At 46.8% G+C, this 16989-nt stretch carries 16 protein-coding genes; 14 read left to right on the plus strand and 2 right to left on the minus strand.

Annotated features, from left to right (window positions below; genetic code table 11):
- Window positions 1-94: 94 nt before the first annotated feature.
- Complete coding sequence (locus ABXS75_06900) at window positions 95-952, minus strand: YitT family protein (protein ID XCP86517.1); 858 nt, start codon at window positions 950-952, stop codon at window positions 95-97.
- 330 nt (window positions 953-1282) lie between these two features.
- Here ABXS75_06900 and ABXS75_06905 point away from each other — a divergent pair, with 330 nt between their 5' ends.
- Together ABXS75_06905 and ABXS75_06910 are read left to right on the plus strand one after the other, a co-directional pair.
- Entirely contained in the window at window positions 1283-2221 is a 939-nt protein-coding gene (locus tag ABXS75_06905) for a D-2-hydroxyacid dehydrogenase (GenBank protein ID XCP86518.1), read from the plus strand.
- Window positions 2222-2263: 42 nt separating this feature from the next.
- The gene (locus tag ABXS75_06910; GenBank protein XCP87102.1) at window positions 2264-3469 is read left to right on the plus strand and encodes a M20 family metallopeptidase; all 1206 of its coding nucleotides are present in this window, start codon (window positions 2264-2266) and stop codon (window positions 3467-3469) included.
- 138 nt (window positions 3470-3607) lie between these two features.
- Here the strand turns inward: ABXS75_06910 and pepT are convergent, their stop codons facing one another.
- Window positions 3608-4825 (minus strand): peptidase T, encoded by a 1218-nt coding sequence (gene pepT / locus ABXS75_06915; protein ID XCP86519.1) that lies wholly within the window; start codon window positions 4823-4825, stop codon window positions 3608-3610.
- A 320-nt stretch (window positions 4826-5145) separates the two neighbouring features.
- Between pepT and ABXS75_06920 the strand changes: the two genes are divergently transcribed.
- The 12 genes from ABXS75_06920 to ABXS75_06975 all read left to right on the plus strand — a co-directional run bounded on the left by ABXS75_06920 (window position 5146) and on the right by ABXS75_06975 (window position 16707).
- Window positions 5146-5820 carry a response regulator transcription factor gene (locus tag ABXS75_06920; protein ID XCP86520.1) on the plus strand — a complete coding sequence of 225 codons (675 nt, stop codon included), beginning with the start codon at window positions 5146-5148 and terminating at the stop codon, window positions 5818-5820.
- On the plus strand, window positions 5808-7040 hold the full coding sequence (locus ABXS75_06925; GenBank protein ID XCP86521.1) for a HAMP domain-containing sensor histidine kinase: 1233 nt from the start codon (window positions 5808-5810) through the stop codon (window positions 7038-7040). Before ABXS75_06920 ends, ABXS75_06925 begins: the two co-directional genes overlap by 13 nt.
- 70 nt (window positions 7041-7110) lie before the next feature.
- On the plus strand, window positions 7111-7989 hold the full coding sequence (locus tag ABXS75_06930) for an ABC transporter ATP-binding protein (GenBank protein XCP86522.1): 879 nt from the start codon (window positions 7111-7113) through the stop codon (window positions 7987-7989).
- Window positions 7989-9233, plus strand: a complete 1245-nt coding sequence (locus tag ABXS75_06935) for an ABC transporter permease (GenBank protein ID XCP86523.1) — start codon at window positions 7989-7991, stop codon at window positions 9231-9233. The genes ABXS75_06930 and ABXS75_06935 overlap by 1 nt, the downstream gene beginning before the upstream one ends.
- Complete coding sequence (locus ABXS75_06940; protein XCP86524.1) at window positions 9196-9816, plus strand: hypothetical protein; 621 nt, start codon at window positions 9196-9198, stop codon at window positions 9814-9816. Before ABXS75_06935 ends, ABXS75_06940 begins: the two co-directional genes overlap by 38 nt.
- Window positions 9817-10036: 220 nt before the next feature.
- A complete protein-coding gene (locus tag ABXS75_06945; GenBank protein ID XCP86525.1) occupies window positions 10037-10312 on the plus strand; it encodes a hypothetical protein in 276 nt (91 codons plus the stop codon).
- Window positions 10296-11639, plus strand: a complete 1344-nt coding sequence (locus ABXS75_06950) for a TrkH family potassium uptake protein (protein XCP86526.1) — start codon at window positions 10296-10298, stop codon at window positions 11637-11639. Before ABXS75_06945 ends, ABXS75_06950 begins: the two co-directional genes overlap by 17 nt.
- Window positions 11640-11728: 89 nt before the next feature.
- Window positions 11729-12385 (plus strand): TrkA family potassium uptake protein, encoded by a 657-nt coding sequence (locus ABXS75_06955; GenBank protein XCP86527.1) that lies wholly within the window; start codon window positions 11729-11731, stop codon window positions 12383-12385.
- A gap of 81 nt (window positions 12386-12466) precedes the next feature.
- Complete coding sequence (locus ABXS75_06960) at window positions 12467-13540, plus strand: ATP-binding protein (GenBank protein ID XCP86528.1); 1074 nt, start codon at window positions 12467-12469, stop codon at window positions 13538-13540.
- Complete coding sequence (locus ABXS75_06965) at window positions 13530-14225, plus strand: response regulator transcription factor (GenBank protein ID XCP86529.1); 696 nt, start codon at window positions 13530-13532, stop codon at window positions 14223-14225. Before ABXS75_06960 ends, ABXS75_06965 begins: the two co-directional genes overlap by 11 nt.
- 348 nt (window positions 14226-14573) lie before the next feature.
- Window positions 14574-16010, plus strand: coding sequence for an AAA family ATPase (locus ABXS75_06970; protein XCP86530.1), 1437 nt, complete (start codon window positions 14574-14576; stop codon window positions 16008-16010).
- Window positions 15991-16707: a hypothetical protein gene (locus ABXS75_06975; protein XCP86531.1), complete on the plus strand. Its 717-nt coding sequence runs from the start codon at window positions 15991-15993 to the stop codon at window positions 16705-16707. The genes ABXS75_06970 and ABXS75_06975 overlap by 20 nt, the downstream gene beginning before the upstream one ends.
- Window positions 16708-16989: the final 282 nt, after the last annotated feature.

The raw sequence follows: 16989 nt of genomic DNA on the forward strand, positions 1-16989 counted from the left end.
ACGCACAGCCGCGAAGGCGTTTCAGACAAGCCGCCAATAAAGTTGAAGAGAAGAGGAGCGGGCCCTATGAATTGCTCCTCTTCGTCCACCAAAATTATTCCGTCTTAAACCCTTCCCCAACAACCTCACTCGATTCCATAATCACCAAAAACGACTTCTCATCAATCTCCTTAATAAGCCTCCTGATCCCATACATCTGCTTATTATTACATGCACACATGACCACATCTTTTTCCAGCTTCGAGTAACTCCCGTACCCTTTCAGGATTGTAGAGCCCCGCCCCAGAATTTCATCAATCCGGTCACAGATTTCCTGTCCCCGTTCCGTAACGATCAGCGCGACCTTGCCTTCATCAATGCCATACATTACCCGGTCTACAACCACCGAAAGAATATACGTAACGATCATACCATAGATCAGGCTGTTCACATCTCTGGAGATCAGCGCAGTACCAAGTCCGACGATCAGGGCGTCCATGGCGAGTGTAATATTTCCGATAGAAAGGTGAGGGTTCTTTGCCTTGATCGAAAGCATGATAAAATCCGCTCCTCCGGTGGAAGAATCACGCATATAAATCATGGCATAGCCAAGGCCGGACAGGACGCCGCAGCAGATGGCAGCAAGAAGCCGGTCTCCTTCATAGACCGGAAACATAGGCGCAATCACGTCCATGATCACAGAAGTAATGATCATAGTGCGAAGGGAGCGCATAAAAAATTTCCTCCCCAGAATCTTAAAGCAGAAAAATGCAATCGGTATATTTAAAATAAGTGCGACAGTACCCATCGGCAGTCCGAACAAGTGATAAAAGATCAAGGCGATTCCGTTGATTCCCGCCAGCGGGAACCGGGCCTGCGCTGCAAAATTATATGCCCCCACCGCGATCAGGATTCCGGCGAAAATGTCTACCGCAATATCCTTTAATAATTCTGTTTTTTTGTTGTGTACCATTTATGTTTCCTCCTTCATGAAAGTATATGAGCATTTCCCATACTTAACCTGGAAATGTATGCAGTTTAAAATTTTTGCAAGGGCAATTCCTGAAAGATATAACATCTCCTTTTGAGCATTGTGGTAGTCTCAAAGCCCCTATAAGCAAAAAAAACACCTGCCAATTATACAATCCTGCGGTACATTCCCAAGAGAGGAATGTCTGCAACAAAATATAATCGCAAATGCTCTTCACATATCTAGTATACAATCAAAAAAGTAAAAATGTCAACACCTCACAGAAAAAAGATGCTATACTAAGATGAAGAACATAAAGGAGAATAAGCCAAGATGAAGATAGTTTTTTTAGATGTCAAGACCATCGGTGAGGATATAGATCTGTCCGGTTACGATGCATTGGGAGAAGTGGTAAAATACGGATTTTCCGCACCGGAGGAAGTGCCGGAACGAGTGAAAGACGCCGATGTGATCGTTTTAAATAAAGTACGGGTGAACGAACGGACGATAGGAAGTGCCGAAAGATTAAAACTGGTCTGTGTAACAGCCACCGGCACGAATAATCTGGATAAAGAATATCTGGAAAAACGCGGGATCGCGTGGAGGAATGTAGCTGGCTATTCCACTGAGACCGTAGCCCAGCACACCTTTGCCATGCTGCTCTATTTGCTGGAAAAACTCCGGTATTACGATGACTATGTCAAAGAGGAGCGCTATGTAAATGACACGATCTTCACCCATTTTGCAGAGCATTTTACGGAAATCTGCGGGAAGACCTGGGGAATCATCGGGCTTGGAAATATCGGAAGACGGGTCGCTGGGATTGCAGAGGCGTTTGGCGCGAAAGTAATCTATTATTCCGCATCGGGACGGCCAGCCCAGGAGGGATACCAGCAGGTGGATTTTGACACCCTGCTGCGGGAATCAGATATCATTTCCGTACATGCGCCGCTCAATGAACATACGGAAAATCTGATCGATAAAAAGGCTTTGGCGAAAATGAAGCCTTCCTGCATTTTCCTGAATCTCGGGCGCGGTCCTATCGTGGTGGAAAAAGACCTGTATGATGCGCTGATGAGTGGAGAAATTGCTGCGGCAGGGCTGGATGTGCTTTGCGAGGAGCCTATGAATGAGAAGAATCCGCTCATTGCTATTAAGGATAGCCGAAAACTTCTGATCACCCCGCATGTGGCGTGGGCGAGCGTGGAGGCGAGGACGAAACTGATGGGGATTATTCTTGGGCAGATTAAAGAGTATATGGGTGAAATCTAACCCGGAGTATCCGGAAGAGGGAGAGGGCATGGTGTGTTCCAGATGAATGGTAAGAATGATATGAATGTAGCAAACGAAATACGCGCGTGGGAAAGTCAGATGGTGGAAGACAGAAGATTTTTGCATATGAATCCGGAACTGAGCAATCAGGAATTTGAAACAACAGCATTTATAAAAAAGCGCCTGGAAGAATATGGAATAGAGATCGAAAACCTTCCGATTCCAACAGGAGTCAGCGCACTGATACATGGGGATAGAAACGGAAAAACAATATGTATCCGACATGATATTGATGCTCTCCCCATTAAGGAGGATACAGGGCTGGAATTTTCATCAAAGCAAGATGGGGTGAGCCATTGCTGCGGACATGATATACATACGGTTATTGCGTTGTATTGTGCAAAATATCTGCAGGAACACAGAAAGCAGCTGAAGGGTAATGTAAGGGTCGTATTCCAGCCGGCAGAAGAAACAGGAGCAGGAGCCAGAAGTATGATGAGGGCCGGATTTGCAGAGCTCGCCCCACAGACAGATCTTGTGGTAGGTCTCCACACACATCCTATGACAACAGTAGGAGAAATCTGCTTACGCAAAGGGCCAATGGAAGCGGGAGTAGATTATCTGAAAATAACGGTACAGGGATGCAGCGGGCATGGAGCATATCCTCACGATTGCGTAGATCCGATTGTGGTAAGCGCATATTTAATCACCCAGCTTCAAACGGTGATTTCCCGTGAAAATCAGGCAGTTTGTCCGGCAGTACTGACGCTTGGAAGTATCCATGGAGGAGAGACGTACAATTCGATTCCCGGCGAAGTAACCATGCTTGGAACGCTCCGTTCTTTATACCCGGAAAGCAGAGAGAAGAACTTGGATGCCATTCGGCGTATTGTCAATCATGTCTGCGAAGGAATGAGAGCAAAGGGAACTGTGGAGATTAGTGAAGGAAACATACCCCCGATTATCAACCGGGCTGATGTGGTAGATGGCATTGTGAAAGCAGCAGATCAGGTATTGGGCAAAGGTCATGTGAGAGAGCTTCCAAATCCCAGTATGGGCTCTGATGATTTTGCGGTATTTTTGAATCAATGTGAAGGGGCACAGTTTTTTCTTGGAACGGGAAACGAACAAGAGTGTAGCAGGTTGGGACTGCATAAAGGCAATAATATCTTTGATGAACGTTCCTTAGTGGTTGGAACAGCAGTTCTTTGTCAATATATTATGAATGAATTGGGGGGACACAAATGAAAAAACAGAAGGCCGTTGCGATCACATTATGCATGATTGAAGCGGTGACTGTTGTAGAATAGTGTAAGGGGCTATCTATTTCCCGATAGCCCCTTAAATGGCTCTGTCGTTCATAACTTCTGCCAGGTTGTCAAGAATTTATTTTGCATACAACTTCACAATCTCAATCGCTATGTCCGTAGCCTTATCCATTCCTTCCGCCGTGATATGTTCATACGGCCCATGGAATGCATAGCCGCCGGTTCCAAGGTTCGGACAGGGAAGCCCCATGTAGCTCAGACGACAGCCGTCTGTACCGCCGCGGATCGGGATCACGAGCGGAGTCACATCTGCCTTCTCGCAGGCAATCTTCGCATTCTCGATCAGGTGCATACAATTTGCAATGACCTGGAACATATTCTTATACTGGTCGGTGATCGTAAGCTTTACGGTACCTTCGCCCCATTTTTCATTTAAATCTTTTTCAATCAGACGCAGGGTATTTTTCCGTGCCTCAAATAAATGTTCGTCATGGTCGCGGACGATATAATGCATGTGCGCTTTTGTCACGTCTCCGTTTATGGATACCAGGTGGTAGAAGCCTTCGTAATCCTCGGTTCCCCGCGGAGTCTCAAAGCCCGGAAGCATGTTGTTGATCTCCATCGCCACCAGGGAAGCGTTGATCATGGTGTCCTTGCTGGAACCCGGGTGGACCCCAAAACCGACGATGTCGAACTCAGCCTTGCAGGCGTTGAAGTTCTCGTACTGGATCTCGCCTTCCGGTCCGCCGTCCAGGGTATAGGCAAATTCTGCGCCGAAGCCCTCCACATCAAAATTGTCCGGGCCTTTTCCCACTTCCTCGTCCGGGGTAAATGCAAGATAAATCGGACCATGAGGGATATGTTCCTCTTTCAGGCGTTCTGCCATGGTAAGAATCTCAGCGATTCCGGCCTTGTCATCTGCACCGAGCACGGTGGTTCCGTCGGTGGTGATCAGAGTGCGTCCCGCAAGCTGTGGCAGGTGCGGGAAATCCTTCAGGGTCAGTGCGCGTCCACTGTCGCCCAGCTTCAGTTCGCCTCCGTCATAGTTCTCATGTACTACCGGGATGATATCGTGGTCGCAGTAGTCGGAGACCGTATCCATATGCGCAATAAAACCAAGTTTTGTCTTATCCTCATAGCCTTCGGTCGCCGGAATCGTACCATACACATAACAGGTATCACTGAGGCGCACGTCCTCGATCCCCATCTCCCTCATCTCCTCGGCCAGCAGCTTTGCCAGGTCGAACTGGCACATACTGGAAGGATAAGTGCTGCTCTCTTCATCACTCGGTGTGCGGACTGCCGCATACTTTAAAAGTCTTTCATATGCTTTCATTTGAGTTCCTCTCTTTACGTTCACATTTCGCATTACGTGGGGAAATGTATTTCCTCCGTTCTGCCGATAAATCTATTATAAATTCCCGGCAAACAAGAGTCAAGCGGGCGGGAATTATATAGAAAATTTTAAGAAAGAATATCACTTTTCCTTAGAATTTATGTAGGAAATTTGTAGAGAATTTTATGATAGAATTTGAAGTGTTTTAGGACTTGGGGAGCACGAAGTGCGGAGCAACCCGTATATCATAGGGGCAAAATGCCTTTTGGCCCCAACATCTTAGAACATGAAGAATACGAATACAGGAGGAGTGGGAAGCTATGGCGCAGAAAATATTGATTGTCGACGATGAAGAGGGCATCAGGCAGCTCGTGAGAGATTATTTTGAAATACAGGATTACGAAGTGATAGAGGCGGACAGCGGAAATGCGGCGCTGAAAAGGATAGAGGAGGCCCCGGATCTGATCCTTCTGGACATCAACATGCCGGATCTGGACGGACTGTCCGTCTGCCGGAAGATCCGGAGCAGCGTGGAGTGCCCTATCGTTTTCCTGACGGCAAGGATTGAAGAACAGGACCGGATCAACGGATTTTTGATGGGCGGAGACGACTACGTTCTCAAGCCCTTCAGCATCGAAGAGTTGGGCGCAAGGGTCATGGCACATCTGCGAAGGGAGCAGAGGAGGCAGGCGTCCGGAACGGTAAATGTGGTGGGAGAGGTGGCAATCTATTACGAGGAGCGGGTGGTGCGCAGCAATTCTGTCAAAATTTATCTCACCAAAACGGAATATGAGATCGTGGAGCTGCTATCTCTTCACCCGGGGCAGATTTTCAGCAAAGAGAGTATTTACGAGAAACTAAGAGGGTATGACGCCGAGGGAGACAGCGCGATCATTGCGGAGCATATCCGGAGGATCCGCGGGAAAATAGGAGCCTTAACCAGGCAGGAGGTCATCGAGACCGTGTGGGGAGTGGGATATCGATGGATTGGTTAGAAGAGAAAGTAGAAAAATTTAGGCTTTGGCTTCAGAACCTCTCCCTTTGCCGCGCGTTAACTATGTACCTGGCGCTGGCCATCACGGCGGCGGCCCTCGTTTCCTATGTGACGCAAAATGTTCTGACGGACTGGAGCGTCATGATCTACAGGCAGTATGGGGCGGATCTGCCAAACGCCTGGCGCGCGATCGAGGGTGCGGATCAGGAGCGCCTTATATGTTTGCAGAAATGTATGGTCATACTGCCATTTTGCTATGTAAGTATGGCAGTTCTGGCGGCGGCCGTCTTGTTCTGGCATAAAAGACTGAAAAAACCGTTCTCTATTTTGCAGGCTTCCGCCAGAGCGATCAGGGAGCATGACCTTGATTTCAGGGTTGCGTATGACAGCCGGGACGAGATGGGAGAGCTTTGCCGCTCATTTGAAGATATGCGCATGGAAATGGTGTGCGGGAAGGAGGAAATGTGGAGGCTGATCGAGGAACAGCGCAGGATCAACGCGGCCTTTGCTCACGATCTGCGCACGCCGCTGACTGTGCTGCGTGGATATTCGGATTTTCTTTACCGCTATATTCCGGAGGGGAAGGTCAGCATGGAGAAAATGACGGCCACCCTGAAATTGATGTCGGAGCATATAAGGAGGCTGGAGTCGTACAGCTACACCATGAAAGGAATCCGCAGCTTTGAAGAGCTGGCGGTACAGAAAGAGGAGATGGATATTTGCCGCCTTGCGGGGCGTATGGAGGAAATGACGGAGGCGCTGAACCGGATCGGAGATGTGGAGATTTCTTTTCACTTTGTGATCCGGGAATCAGAAGGAAAGGGGCTGCGGGAATTTGGCGCCAGTGAGAATGATAAAGATCTGAAGGCGAGGATTGATGAAAATATGATCCTGGAGGTGGTGGAGAATCTGGTGTCCAACGCGATTCGCTACGCCAGGAGACAGGTGGAGCTTATGCTGGAGGTCGATGCGAAGGAGGAGATGCTCTATCTTACGGTCTCTGACGACGGGATGGGATTTACCGAAGAAGAGAGGGAGAAGGCGGTCCTGCCCTATTTTCACGGGAATGCGCCGGGTGCAGAAGAAAAAAATACACATTTCGGGATCGGGCTTTACATTTCCCAAATTCTCAGCAGGAAGCATGGAGGGACTTTGAGCCTTGCAAATCGAATGGAGGGCGGCGCTTTGGTAAGTGTTTCGTTTTCTTATAGAGAATCTTAAAACTTTGTAGGAAAAATCTAGGAATTTTAAGGTTATGCTGGATGCAGCAAACAAAGAAAGGAAGAGATCTATGAATACAACCATTGAAATCCGCCATCTGGATAAATATTATGGGCAAAAAAAGGCGCTGTCGGACATAAATCTTACGATTCCCGCCGGAATGTTCGGCCTGCTTGGAAGGAACGGAGCGGGGAAGACGACGCTGATGAAAACGCTGGCGACACTGCTTAAGAAGCAGAAAGGGCAGGTCACGATCTGCGGGATTCCGCTGGAGGAGGCGGCCAGGATCAGAAAAATTACCGGTTATCTGCCACAGGATTTTTCCATGTACCCGAATATGACGGTCCGCGAAGCGATGGATTATTTGGGCGTGCTCTCCGGCCTTCCGGCAAAGGTAAGGCATGAGCGGACTTTGGAGCTTTTGGATAGGGTCAATCTGGGCGAGGCGCAGCACAAGAAGGTGAAGGCGCTGTCCGGAGGTATGAAACGGAGGCTGGGAATCGCGCAGGCCATTCTCCATGACCCGAAGGTGCTGATCGTAGACGAGCCCACGGCGGGGCTGGACCCGGAGGAACGGGTGAGGTTCCGCAACCTGCTCTGCGAGATCGCGGAGGATCGGATCGTAATCCTGTCCACGCACATTGTGGGAGATATCGAGGCGACCTGTGAAAATATCGCAGTTCTGGACGAGGGGACTCTGCTGTTTCAAGGGACCGCGAGGGAACTGCTTGAGGCAGTCCGGGGCAAGGTCTACAAGGCGGAGATCGGAAGAAGTGAGTTGGAGAATCTCAAAAAGCGCTATCCGGTGACCAGTATGCTGACGATGGGAAATAATGTGATGGTACGGTTTCTTTCGGAGGATACGCCGTTCCCAGGTGCCAAACGCTGTGCGGCGGGTGTGGAAGACGCCTATATGTATCTGATGCAGAAACGAGGTGGTCTGCGGTGATGGTGACATTGTGGAAGAAGGAATGCAGGCAGATCCTGTGCAGTCTGATCTACTGGCTTTACGTCATTTTTTTGATCTTGTTCTACACCAGCCAGATGGGAGGAATGCGGGGGAATATGATGACCGAGCCGGCGCCCGGACAGGAGAATTACTACAGATATGGCAAAAAGGATCAGGCGTCAGAAGAAGAAATCATGAACTATGGCCTGAACTGTCTGGTCGATGGGTATATGTGGGGAAAATTTGACACTTACCCGGTCGGGTATATAAAAGAAGTGACCTTAAGCGATGAGGAACAGGAAGAAATTGGGGAAATACTTGCGGACATGACAGGTGAGCAGCCGGAGGAATTTCAAAAGAATATGGAGACGTATATGCAGACGCCGTGGGAAGGCGGGGAGGACTCATGGACTCCGGCCATCCGCGACGGATACAGCTATGAAGCCTTTTTAAAACATATGGAGAGGGTGTGTAAGATCGCAGGCCCGGGCTCAGAATTCGAAGAGGACCGTTTGAAATCAGGGGCCAGGACTTCGGTGGACTTTGAGGGAGCGAAGAAGGCGTATGAGAACCTGGTGGAAAAGGACGGATATACCGGAGGGTATATGCGGCTGTTCAGCGATTATATGGGAATCATGCTGGGAATCCTCCCTGTATTTTTGATCTCCTCGCGTATCCTTCGGGACAGAAGGGCCGAGATGCAGGAGCTGATCTTCACGCGAAAGACCTCCTCGGCGGTGATCGTGACGGCGCGCTATCTGGCCGGGGTCAGTATGGCGATGCTGCCGGTGATCGCACTTTCTGTCATGCCGATGATCAACTGTATCTTATTTGCAGGGGGAACGGGCATGAAGCTGGATTATCTGGCGTTCCTGAAATACGACCTGGGCTGGCTTCTGCCGAGTGTACTGGTGGTGACGGCGCTGGGATTTCTGATCACGGAACTGACCGAAACGCCGCTTGCCGTACTTGTACAGGTCATTTGGTGGTTCGTAGCTCTTCAGACGGGAGTAAACGGTATGAGCGGAGGCGAATACGGTTGGACTCTGATTCCCAGACACAATTCGGTGATGAATTATGGCAGTTTTGCAGAAGGGTTCAGACAGCTTGTATATAACCGGTTGCTGTATACCATTCTGGCAGTTTTGCTGGTGGCAGTGACGATCGGAATTTATGAAGCAAAGAGAAAGGGGCATCTGAGAAGGCATGGAAAAATATTGCGCAATCACAAAAAGTCAGCTTAAGCATCATCTGTGGCAGCCGTTTCTGCTTTCGGTGCTGCTTCTTACGGCCTCCCCTCTGGTCGTGGGAATCCGCAACCTGAGCTCGGAGCAGTCGGCCAAGGTGCTGGAAACCTTCGTCGCGCTGATTGGAATCCTGCTATTCCCCCCGGTCTTTTACCCGGAACAGGACCAGAATGTGCGCGACACCATTCGGGCCAAATATACGCCGATTACCTCTATTTATCTGATCCGGCTGGCCGCAAGTGTTCTGGCAGCGGCCGCAATGCTGTTCGTATATTTGTGGGTGATGAAGGCGGGACGCTGCGAGATGGAGATGGGAAAATTCTATTTTGGCACCTTGGCGGAGATACTGGCCTTTGGCGGACTGGGGGTCTTCGCCTATGGCGTCAGTGACAACCTGGTCATCGGATATATGGCTCCGCTCGTCTACTATGCTGTGGCGATCGGGGCCGGCGGGAAATACCTGAAATGGTTTTACCCGTTCGGAATGTTGACGGATTATGCGACAAAACATTGGATTCTTGCGGCCGGGATCGTGATTACAGTGGCGGGGATCTGGCTTAGGAACAGGAAACGGTGTTAGAAGAGAGAGAAGAAGAACCAGGTTGATGCGAAGGGAAGGCGTCAGCCTGGTTTTTATTTGTCAGGCACATTCTGTTTCAGGGCGCGCCTGTCGTGTTAAAATCCAGGAAAATCTTAATATCTTGCCAACAGAAACAGAGGTGAAATAAATAGTATGTTAACAGAAAACCATAAATCTTTTCAAATTTTTAACACCGCAAATACTATCATGTATGTAGCTTTTGAATTGGGAAATACTGATATTTAAAAGACATATGAGAAAGACTGGGGGCGGTGCAAAGATGAGAGAACTGGGGGAAATTTTAGAGTTTTCAGGGATACTTATCTTTCTGTTCCTTTTTGGAATGTATGAGATGCGCAAAATAGACCGGTATTTTGCACAGCGGAAGGGGAACATCAGAAAAGCAGAAGAAACCATTTATGTTGTATCAGAACCAAAAAACGGGCTAAAAACAGGGAATGACATAGGAGAGGCGGTTCATGAACATATTATATAAAAAATTAACGCAGACGCAGATTATTGTGATCGGATATCTGCTGATTATTCTTGCAGGAAGTTTGCTTTTGATGTTGCCGGTATCGTCGAGGGGAAGGGTAGTCACGCCTTTTGGGGACACCTTGTTCACAGCAACCTCGGCTGCCTGTGTGACGGGGCTTGTGGTGAGGGATACCTGGCATCACTGGTCCCTGTTCGGACAGGTGGTCATCTTAGGGCTGATCCAGATCGGCGGTATGGGATTTATGACACTGGGCGTGTATATGGCGATCTTGCTCAGGAGGAGGATCGGGCTTCGGATTCGGGGAATTTTACAGGAGAGTATTAATAGCCTTCAGATCGGCGGGATTGTGAAGCTGGCAAAAAAGATTACGAAGGGAACGTTTGTGTTTGAAGGCGTGGGCGCTTTGCTGTTGATGTGCCGGTTTATCCCGGAGTACGGGGTGCTGCGCGGAATCTGGTACGGAATCTTTCATTCCGTGTCGGCATTTTGCAATGCGGGATTTGACCTTATGGGCGGAGCATATGGAAAATACAGCTCCCTTACTTTTTATGAGGGAGATGTTCTGGTCAATCTTACAATTATGGCGCTGATCGTGATCGGCGGAATCGGCTTTTTTGTGTGGGACGATATTTCGGTACATAAGCTGAACTGGAAGAAATACCGCCTGCACACGAAGATTGTGCTATCTATGACGACCGTCCTGATCGTATCGGGAGCCCTCCTGTTTTATCTGGCGGAGCGGCAGAATGTGTTGGCGCAGATGTCGGTCCCGGAGCAGGTACTTGGGTCCCTTTTCCAATCTGTGACGGCCCGGACGGCAGGGTTTAACACGACGGATACGGGAGCGTTGACGGAAGGAGGCAAGTTTCTGACGATTCTGCTGATGTTCATCGGGGGAAGTCCGGGGTCGACAGCCGGGGGAATCAAGACTACGACTCTGGTGGTGCTCCTGGTATTTGTCCGTGCGAACTTAAGGCAGGAGGCAGGGTGTAATGTGTTTGGCCGCAGACTTGATGAGAGTACGATTCGCAAAGCCAGCGTGGTGCTTTGTACCAATCTGTTTCTGGCGATGGCGGCGGTGATGATTTTGGCGGTATTGCAGCCGATTTCTCTTACGGATCTTTTGTTTGAAGTGTTTTCAGCCATCGGAACGGTGGGAATGTCCACCGGAATCACCAGGAATCTGTGCCAGGCGTCGCGGATCGTGCTGATATTTTTGATGTTCTGTGGAAGAATCGGAAGTTTGACCTTTGCCCTATCCCTCAGAGGACACAAGCATGAGCCACCGGTTAAGCAGCCGGTGGAACAGATTACAATTGGATAGCAGGGATCAAGGAACGTAGCCGCTGCGAAAAAGAAGAGGATAATAAAATAATTGGAAGAAACTTATTACAATCAGGAGGAAGAGTTAAGATGAAGTCAGTACTTATTATCGGTTTAGGAAGATTTGGGCACCATCTTTGTACGGATATGGTGAAGCTGGGAAATGAGGTGATGGTCATTGACCGTGATGAGGGGACTACGGAGGATCTGCTGCATATTGCGACCTCGGTAAAGGTCGGAGACTGTACGAATGAGGAAGTGTTAAGGAGTCTCGGCGTGGGAAATTTTGATATTTGCTTTGTGTGTATCGGTTCCAATTTTCAGAGCAGCCTGGAAATTACGAGTCTGGTGAAAGAGCTGGGGGCCAGGCATGTCGTCTGCAAGGCGAACCGGGATATTCATGCCAAGTTCCTGCTTCGCAACGGGGCGGACGAGGTGTTCTATCCGGACCGGGATATTGCAGAGCGGCTTGCGGTCAGGTACAGCGCCAATCATGTATTCGACTATTTTGAATTGAGCGAAGATTATTCTATTTTTGAGATTCGGCCGAAGAATGGCTGGATCGGACACACGATTCAGGAAGCCGATATCCGCGCAAGATATCATGTCAACATATTTGGAATCCGGCAGGGGACGGAGATCATCGTTCTTCCGCGGGCGGATTATATAATGAAGGAGGAGGACCACCTGATGGTGGTGGGGCTTACAAAGGATATTGACAGGCTGCTTGCGAGTATGGGAAAATAAGAGGAAGAATTTGAAATAGGCGCGAAGGGAATAAGTCTGGTATTTAGAAGGTTACTGACTAACGAAATGGAGGAGACTGGTTTGGCAAGATATGGGAAGAGAGCGGTCTATATTATCCGGTCTCTTGTGATCGTTGTGGTTGCGACTTTGATTTCTCTGTCGATTCATTCGGCCGGGGTCGGCAAAGAGAATGCGGTAATGGTCTATATTGTGGGAGTGATCCTGGTCACGGTCTGTACGACCGGTTATTTTTACGGGGCGGCAAGTGCGGTGCTGAGCGTTCTGATTTTTAATTATTTTGTGACGGAGCCGTTTCATACATTTGCCGTGATGAACCGCAGCGATATGGTGCTGATGTTCTTTTTCCTGATGACCGCATTTATTTCTTCAAGCGTGACCGTGCGTTTTCAGAAACAGAAGCAGATTGCGGAGGATACCCGGGCGCAGATGGAGAGGGAGCATTTAAAAAGCAGTCTGTTACGAAGCATTTCCCATGATTTCAGGACGCCGCTTACGGGGATTCTGGGAGATTGCAGCCTGCTCGCGGAGGCTGAGGAGATGGACTCTGCGACGCGCAGGGAACTGGCGGGAGAGATTCAGGAGCAGGCCATCTGGCTGATCAAGATGATGGAAAATATCCTGAATATGACTAAGATCGAGAACGGACAGCTTTACATAAATAAGCAGCCGGAAGTGGTGGACGATATTGTATATGAGGCGGTCACACATGTGACCGGGCTTCGCGAGAAGCGGGATTTTAAGATCGAGCTTCCCAGCGAGCTGGTGGTAGCATCCCTGGACGGTCCGATGATGGTGCAGGTCCTGATCAATCTTCTGGATAATGCGATGAAGCATACCAAGATGGGAGGCATGATCCGGATAAGGGTTGTTTATAAGGAGGAAAAAGTGTATTTTAAAGTGGAGGATAACGGGGAAGGAATCGCGGAAGAGCTTCTGCCGTACATTTTTGACGAGTTTGTCACCCAGTCAGAAGGACGGGCCGACCGCCAGAGAGGAATCGGACTGGGACTTGCGATATGTAAGGCGGTAGTGGAAGCACACGGCGGTGAGATTTACGCGAAAAACCGGGAGGAAGGAGGAGCCTGTGTTGGATTTTGGCTAAATGCTACGCAGGCAGACACAGATGGAAGATAAACAACACATTCTGATTGTGGAAGATGATAAATATATTATTAATTTCCTGTCCATGAGTCTCAAAAAGGAGAACTACGGATTCTATGTGGCGAAGTCGGTGGAGGAGGCCATGAGCCTTTTTTATGCGAACCGCCCCGACATGCTGATCCTGGACCTGGGGCTTCCTGACGGTGACGGAATGGAAGTGGTAAGGGCGGTCCGCGAGGTCTCGCAGGTTCCGATCATCGTGGTGAGCGCAAGACAGGAGGAGCAGCAGAAGATCCAGGCTCTGGACATGGGGGCAGATGATTACGTGACCAAGCCTTTTTATATGGGAGAGCTTCTGGCGCGTATCCGCGTGGGACTTAGAAGACATGCGGGCAAGACATCGGAGGAGGTGCCGGAGGTATTTACCTGCGACTATCTTACGGTTGACAGAGAAAAACGGAAGGTGTTGATTGACGGGGAGCAGGTGCATCTGACCCCTCTGGAGTTTAAGATTTTGACCCTTTTGATCGAGAACCGGGGGAAGGTGCTGACGCATAAATATATTTTGAACGAGATCTGGGGAAGTACCCAGGGCGTGGAGTCGGGGAATCTCAGGGTGTTCATGGCGACTCTCAGGAGGAAGATCGAGAAGGAGCCGGCAAATCCCAGGTTTATCCTGACGGAAGTAGGAGTGGGGTATCGGTTTCGGGAATCGTGATTGGGCGTGGAAATATAGAGACTCTTTTGAAAAAAGTGGAATATGGTATTTATTTGGTTTATATGTGCTAAAAGTCTGGTGTAACGAAAGGAATAGCCATCGGTTATTCACAGAGGTAATCAGGCTTTTGGTTTTTTATGGATATTCTTGGACAGTATTGTGTATGCTTGTAGGAAAGTTTGGAAATTTTATCAGAATATAGGATATAATGTGGCAAAGTAAGAATAATATAGACAAAAAATGAAAATGAATAATAAAAATAGAACATTTTATGAATAAAATTAAATTCGAATTGAAAAAAGAAATAAAATATGTTATCATATTACAACAATACGGAGGTGTATTTTCATGAATAAACCAATAGTAAGGATAGAGAAAATCTGGATTAAGAATTTTAAAAATGTAGGTTATGGGCAGTTAAGTTTCGAAAACAACAGAAAGGCATTTAATGCCAGTGTTTTGGGATTATATGGACAGAATGGTTCAGGAAAAACAGCGCTGCTTGATGTGATTGAAATCCTAAAATTAGCATTGTCAGGACAGCCGGTGCCCCTGAGATTTGCTGACTACATTAACGTTGACTGCGAGTATACGACGCTGAAATATGAATTTAAGGTAAAAACTACGAATGGAACATATGATACATTCTATGAATTTAGCATTAGGAAAGAGTTTGATGTAATATCGCAGAATACGGAAAGTCATGGGGAGGATACGGTAAAATATAAGACAACGGTGTTTGATGAGGTATTAAGCTACTCTTATATATCAAATGAAGAAAAATACCGCCTTGGCGCATTAATTGATACGAAAACAGCGGATATTTTTGTTCCAAAATCAAAATTTGATATTTTAGTCGGAAAGGATAAGGAAGATATCACTGATTTGCTGGTGGCGAAGAGAATTACACTGGCGACTTCAAGAGCATTCATTTTTTCCAGAGAACTATTGAGTATAATTCGGAAAAATTATGCGCAGAAAAAAGGAACAGGATCTTCTTATGAATTGGAGCGACATGTGACTTTGTTGGAAAGTCTGGTGGAATATGGTAATTTTGGGTTATTTGTTATTAATACATCTAACTCAGGTCTTATTAGTTTGAATGCATTACCATTGGCTTTTAGATATGAAGAAAATAATAAAAGGGCAGTCGGGCAACTGGCAATTCCATTAAATGATGCGACGACGATTCCGATAGATACATTAGATGTGGTGAAAAAAATAATTTGTAATATGAATATTGTATTATCGCAAATTGTCCCGGGGCTTACCATCAGTGTAAAAGAATTAGGGCAGCAGGTATTGAAGAATGGGCAGGTTGGTTGTAGGTTACAGCTTATGTCTAATAAAAATAGTAGAGAAATTGCACTTCAATATGAATCGGAAGGAATAAAAAAAATTATTTCGATATTACAGTTATTAATCGTAGTTTATAATAAATCTTCTATTACGGTAGCAATTGATGAGCTGGATGCAGGGGTGTTTGAATATTTACTGGGAGAGCTTTTGAAGATTATATCTGAAAAAGGAAAGGGACAATTGATTTTTACTTCCCACAACTTACGTCCTTTGGAGACGATTGACAAAGGTTTTGTGGCTTTCACAACGACAAATTCACAAAACAGGTATATTCGTTTTAACCATGTGAAGGATAATAATAATCTTCGAGATTTCTATTTTCGGGATATCATTTTGGGTGAACAAAGTGAAATAGTATATGAGCCGACTAATAATTATGAAATCTCGCTTGCATTTAGAGAGGCGGGTGAAAATATTGGCCCGTAAAAAAATAGTATTTGTAATTGTGGAAGGTCCATCTGATGATACTGCGCTAGGCGTGTTGTTGAGCAAAATTTATGACAAAGATACGGTTTATGTTCATATATGGCGCGGGGACATTACGAGTGATAATAAGGTGAATGCTTCAAATATTATTTCTAAAATTGGAAATGCAGTAAAAAGCTATGCTAGGTCACAGCATTTTACAAATAAGCATTTTGCAGAGATTATTCATATTGTTGATATGGATGGTGCATATATCCCGAATGATCACATTTTGAAAGATGAGAATCTGGAAAAGAATGTATATGGTTTGACCATGATAAAAACGGTTGATCCGGACGCAATTATACAACGTAATGAACGAAAACGCAGCAATATAAACAAACTTTGCGGATGCAAAGAAATCTGGTCTATTCCGTATCGTGTCTATTATATGTCTAGTAATTTGGATCATGTATTATATGGGAAATTGAATAGTACAGATGAGGAGAAGGAAAATGATGCATATCAATTTGCAAAAAAATATAGTAAAAATATAGAAGGTTTTTTAAAATATATTATAGAATCAGATTTTTCGGTGATGGGAGAGTACAAAGAGTCCTGGGATTTTATCAAACAAGGGCTGCATTCGTTGGAGCGATACACAAATTTGGGGATTGAGTTGGGAAAAATAAACGAAAGAGTTTCCGAAGTGAAATAGCTTATGGATTGAGGAACGTACATGGGAAAGCGTTCCTTTTCTATTGTCAAACATACTTGAAGAGGTTAAAAAACGGTATTCACTGACAGCCTCCTCAGCTTAAAAATGGTGTCAAAATGGTGTCAAACTTCAAAAAAGACGATTTCAAAGAAACAAAACATGTGCAAACCATTGAGTTTAGAAGGCTTTCAAAAAATATCAGAAAAAATTAGCACTCACCACTTGACAGTGCTAATAATAAGTGTTATAGTTCGGATAGAACAAGAAAAACAATCATTTTGT

It is taken from the genome of Roseburia hominis, assembly GCA_040702975.1.
In the GTDB taxonomy this organism is placed as follows: Bacteria; Bacillota; Clostridia; order Lachnospirales; family Lachnospiraceae; genus Allocoprococcus; species Allocoprococcus hominis_A.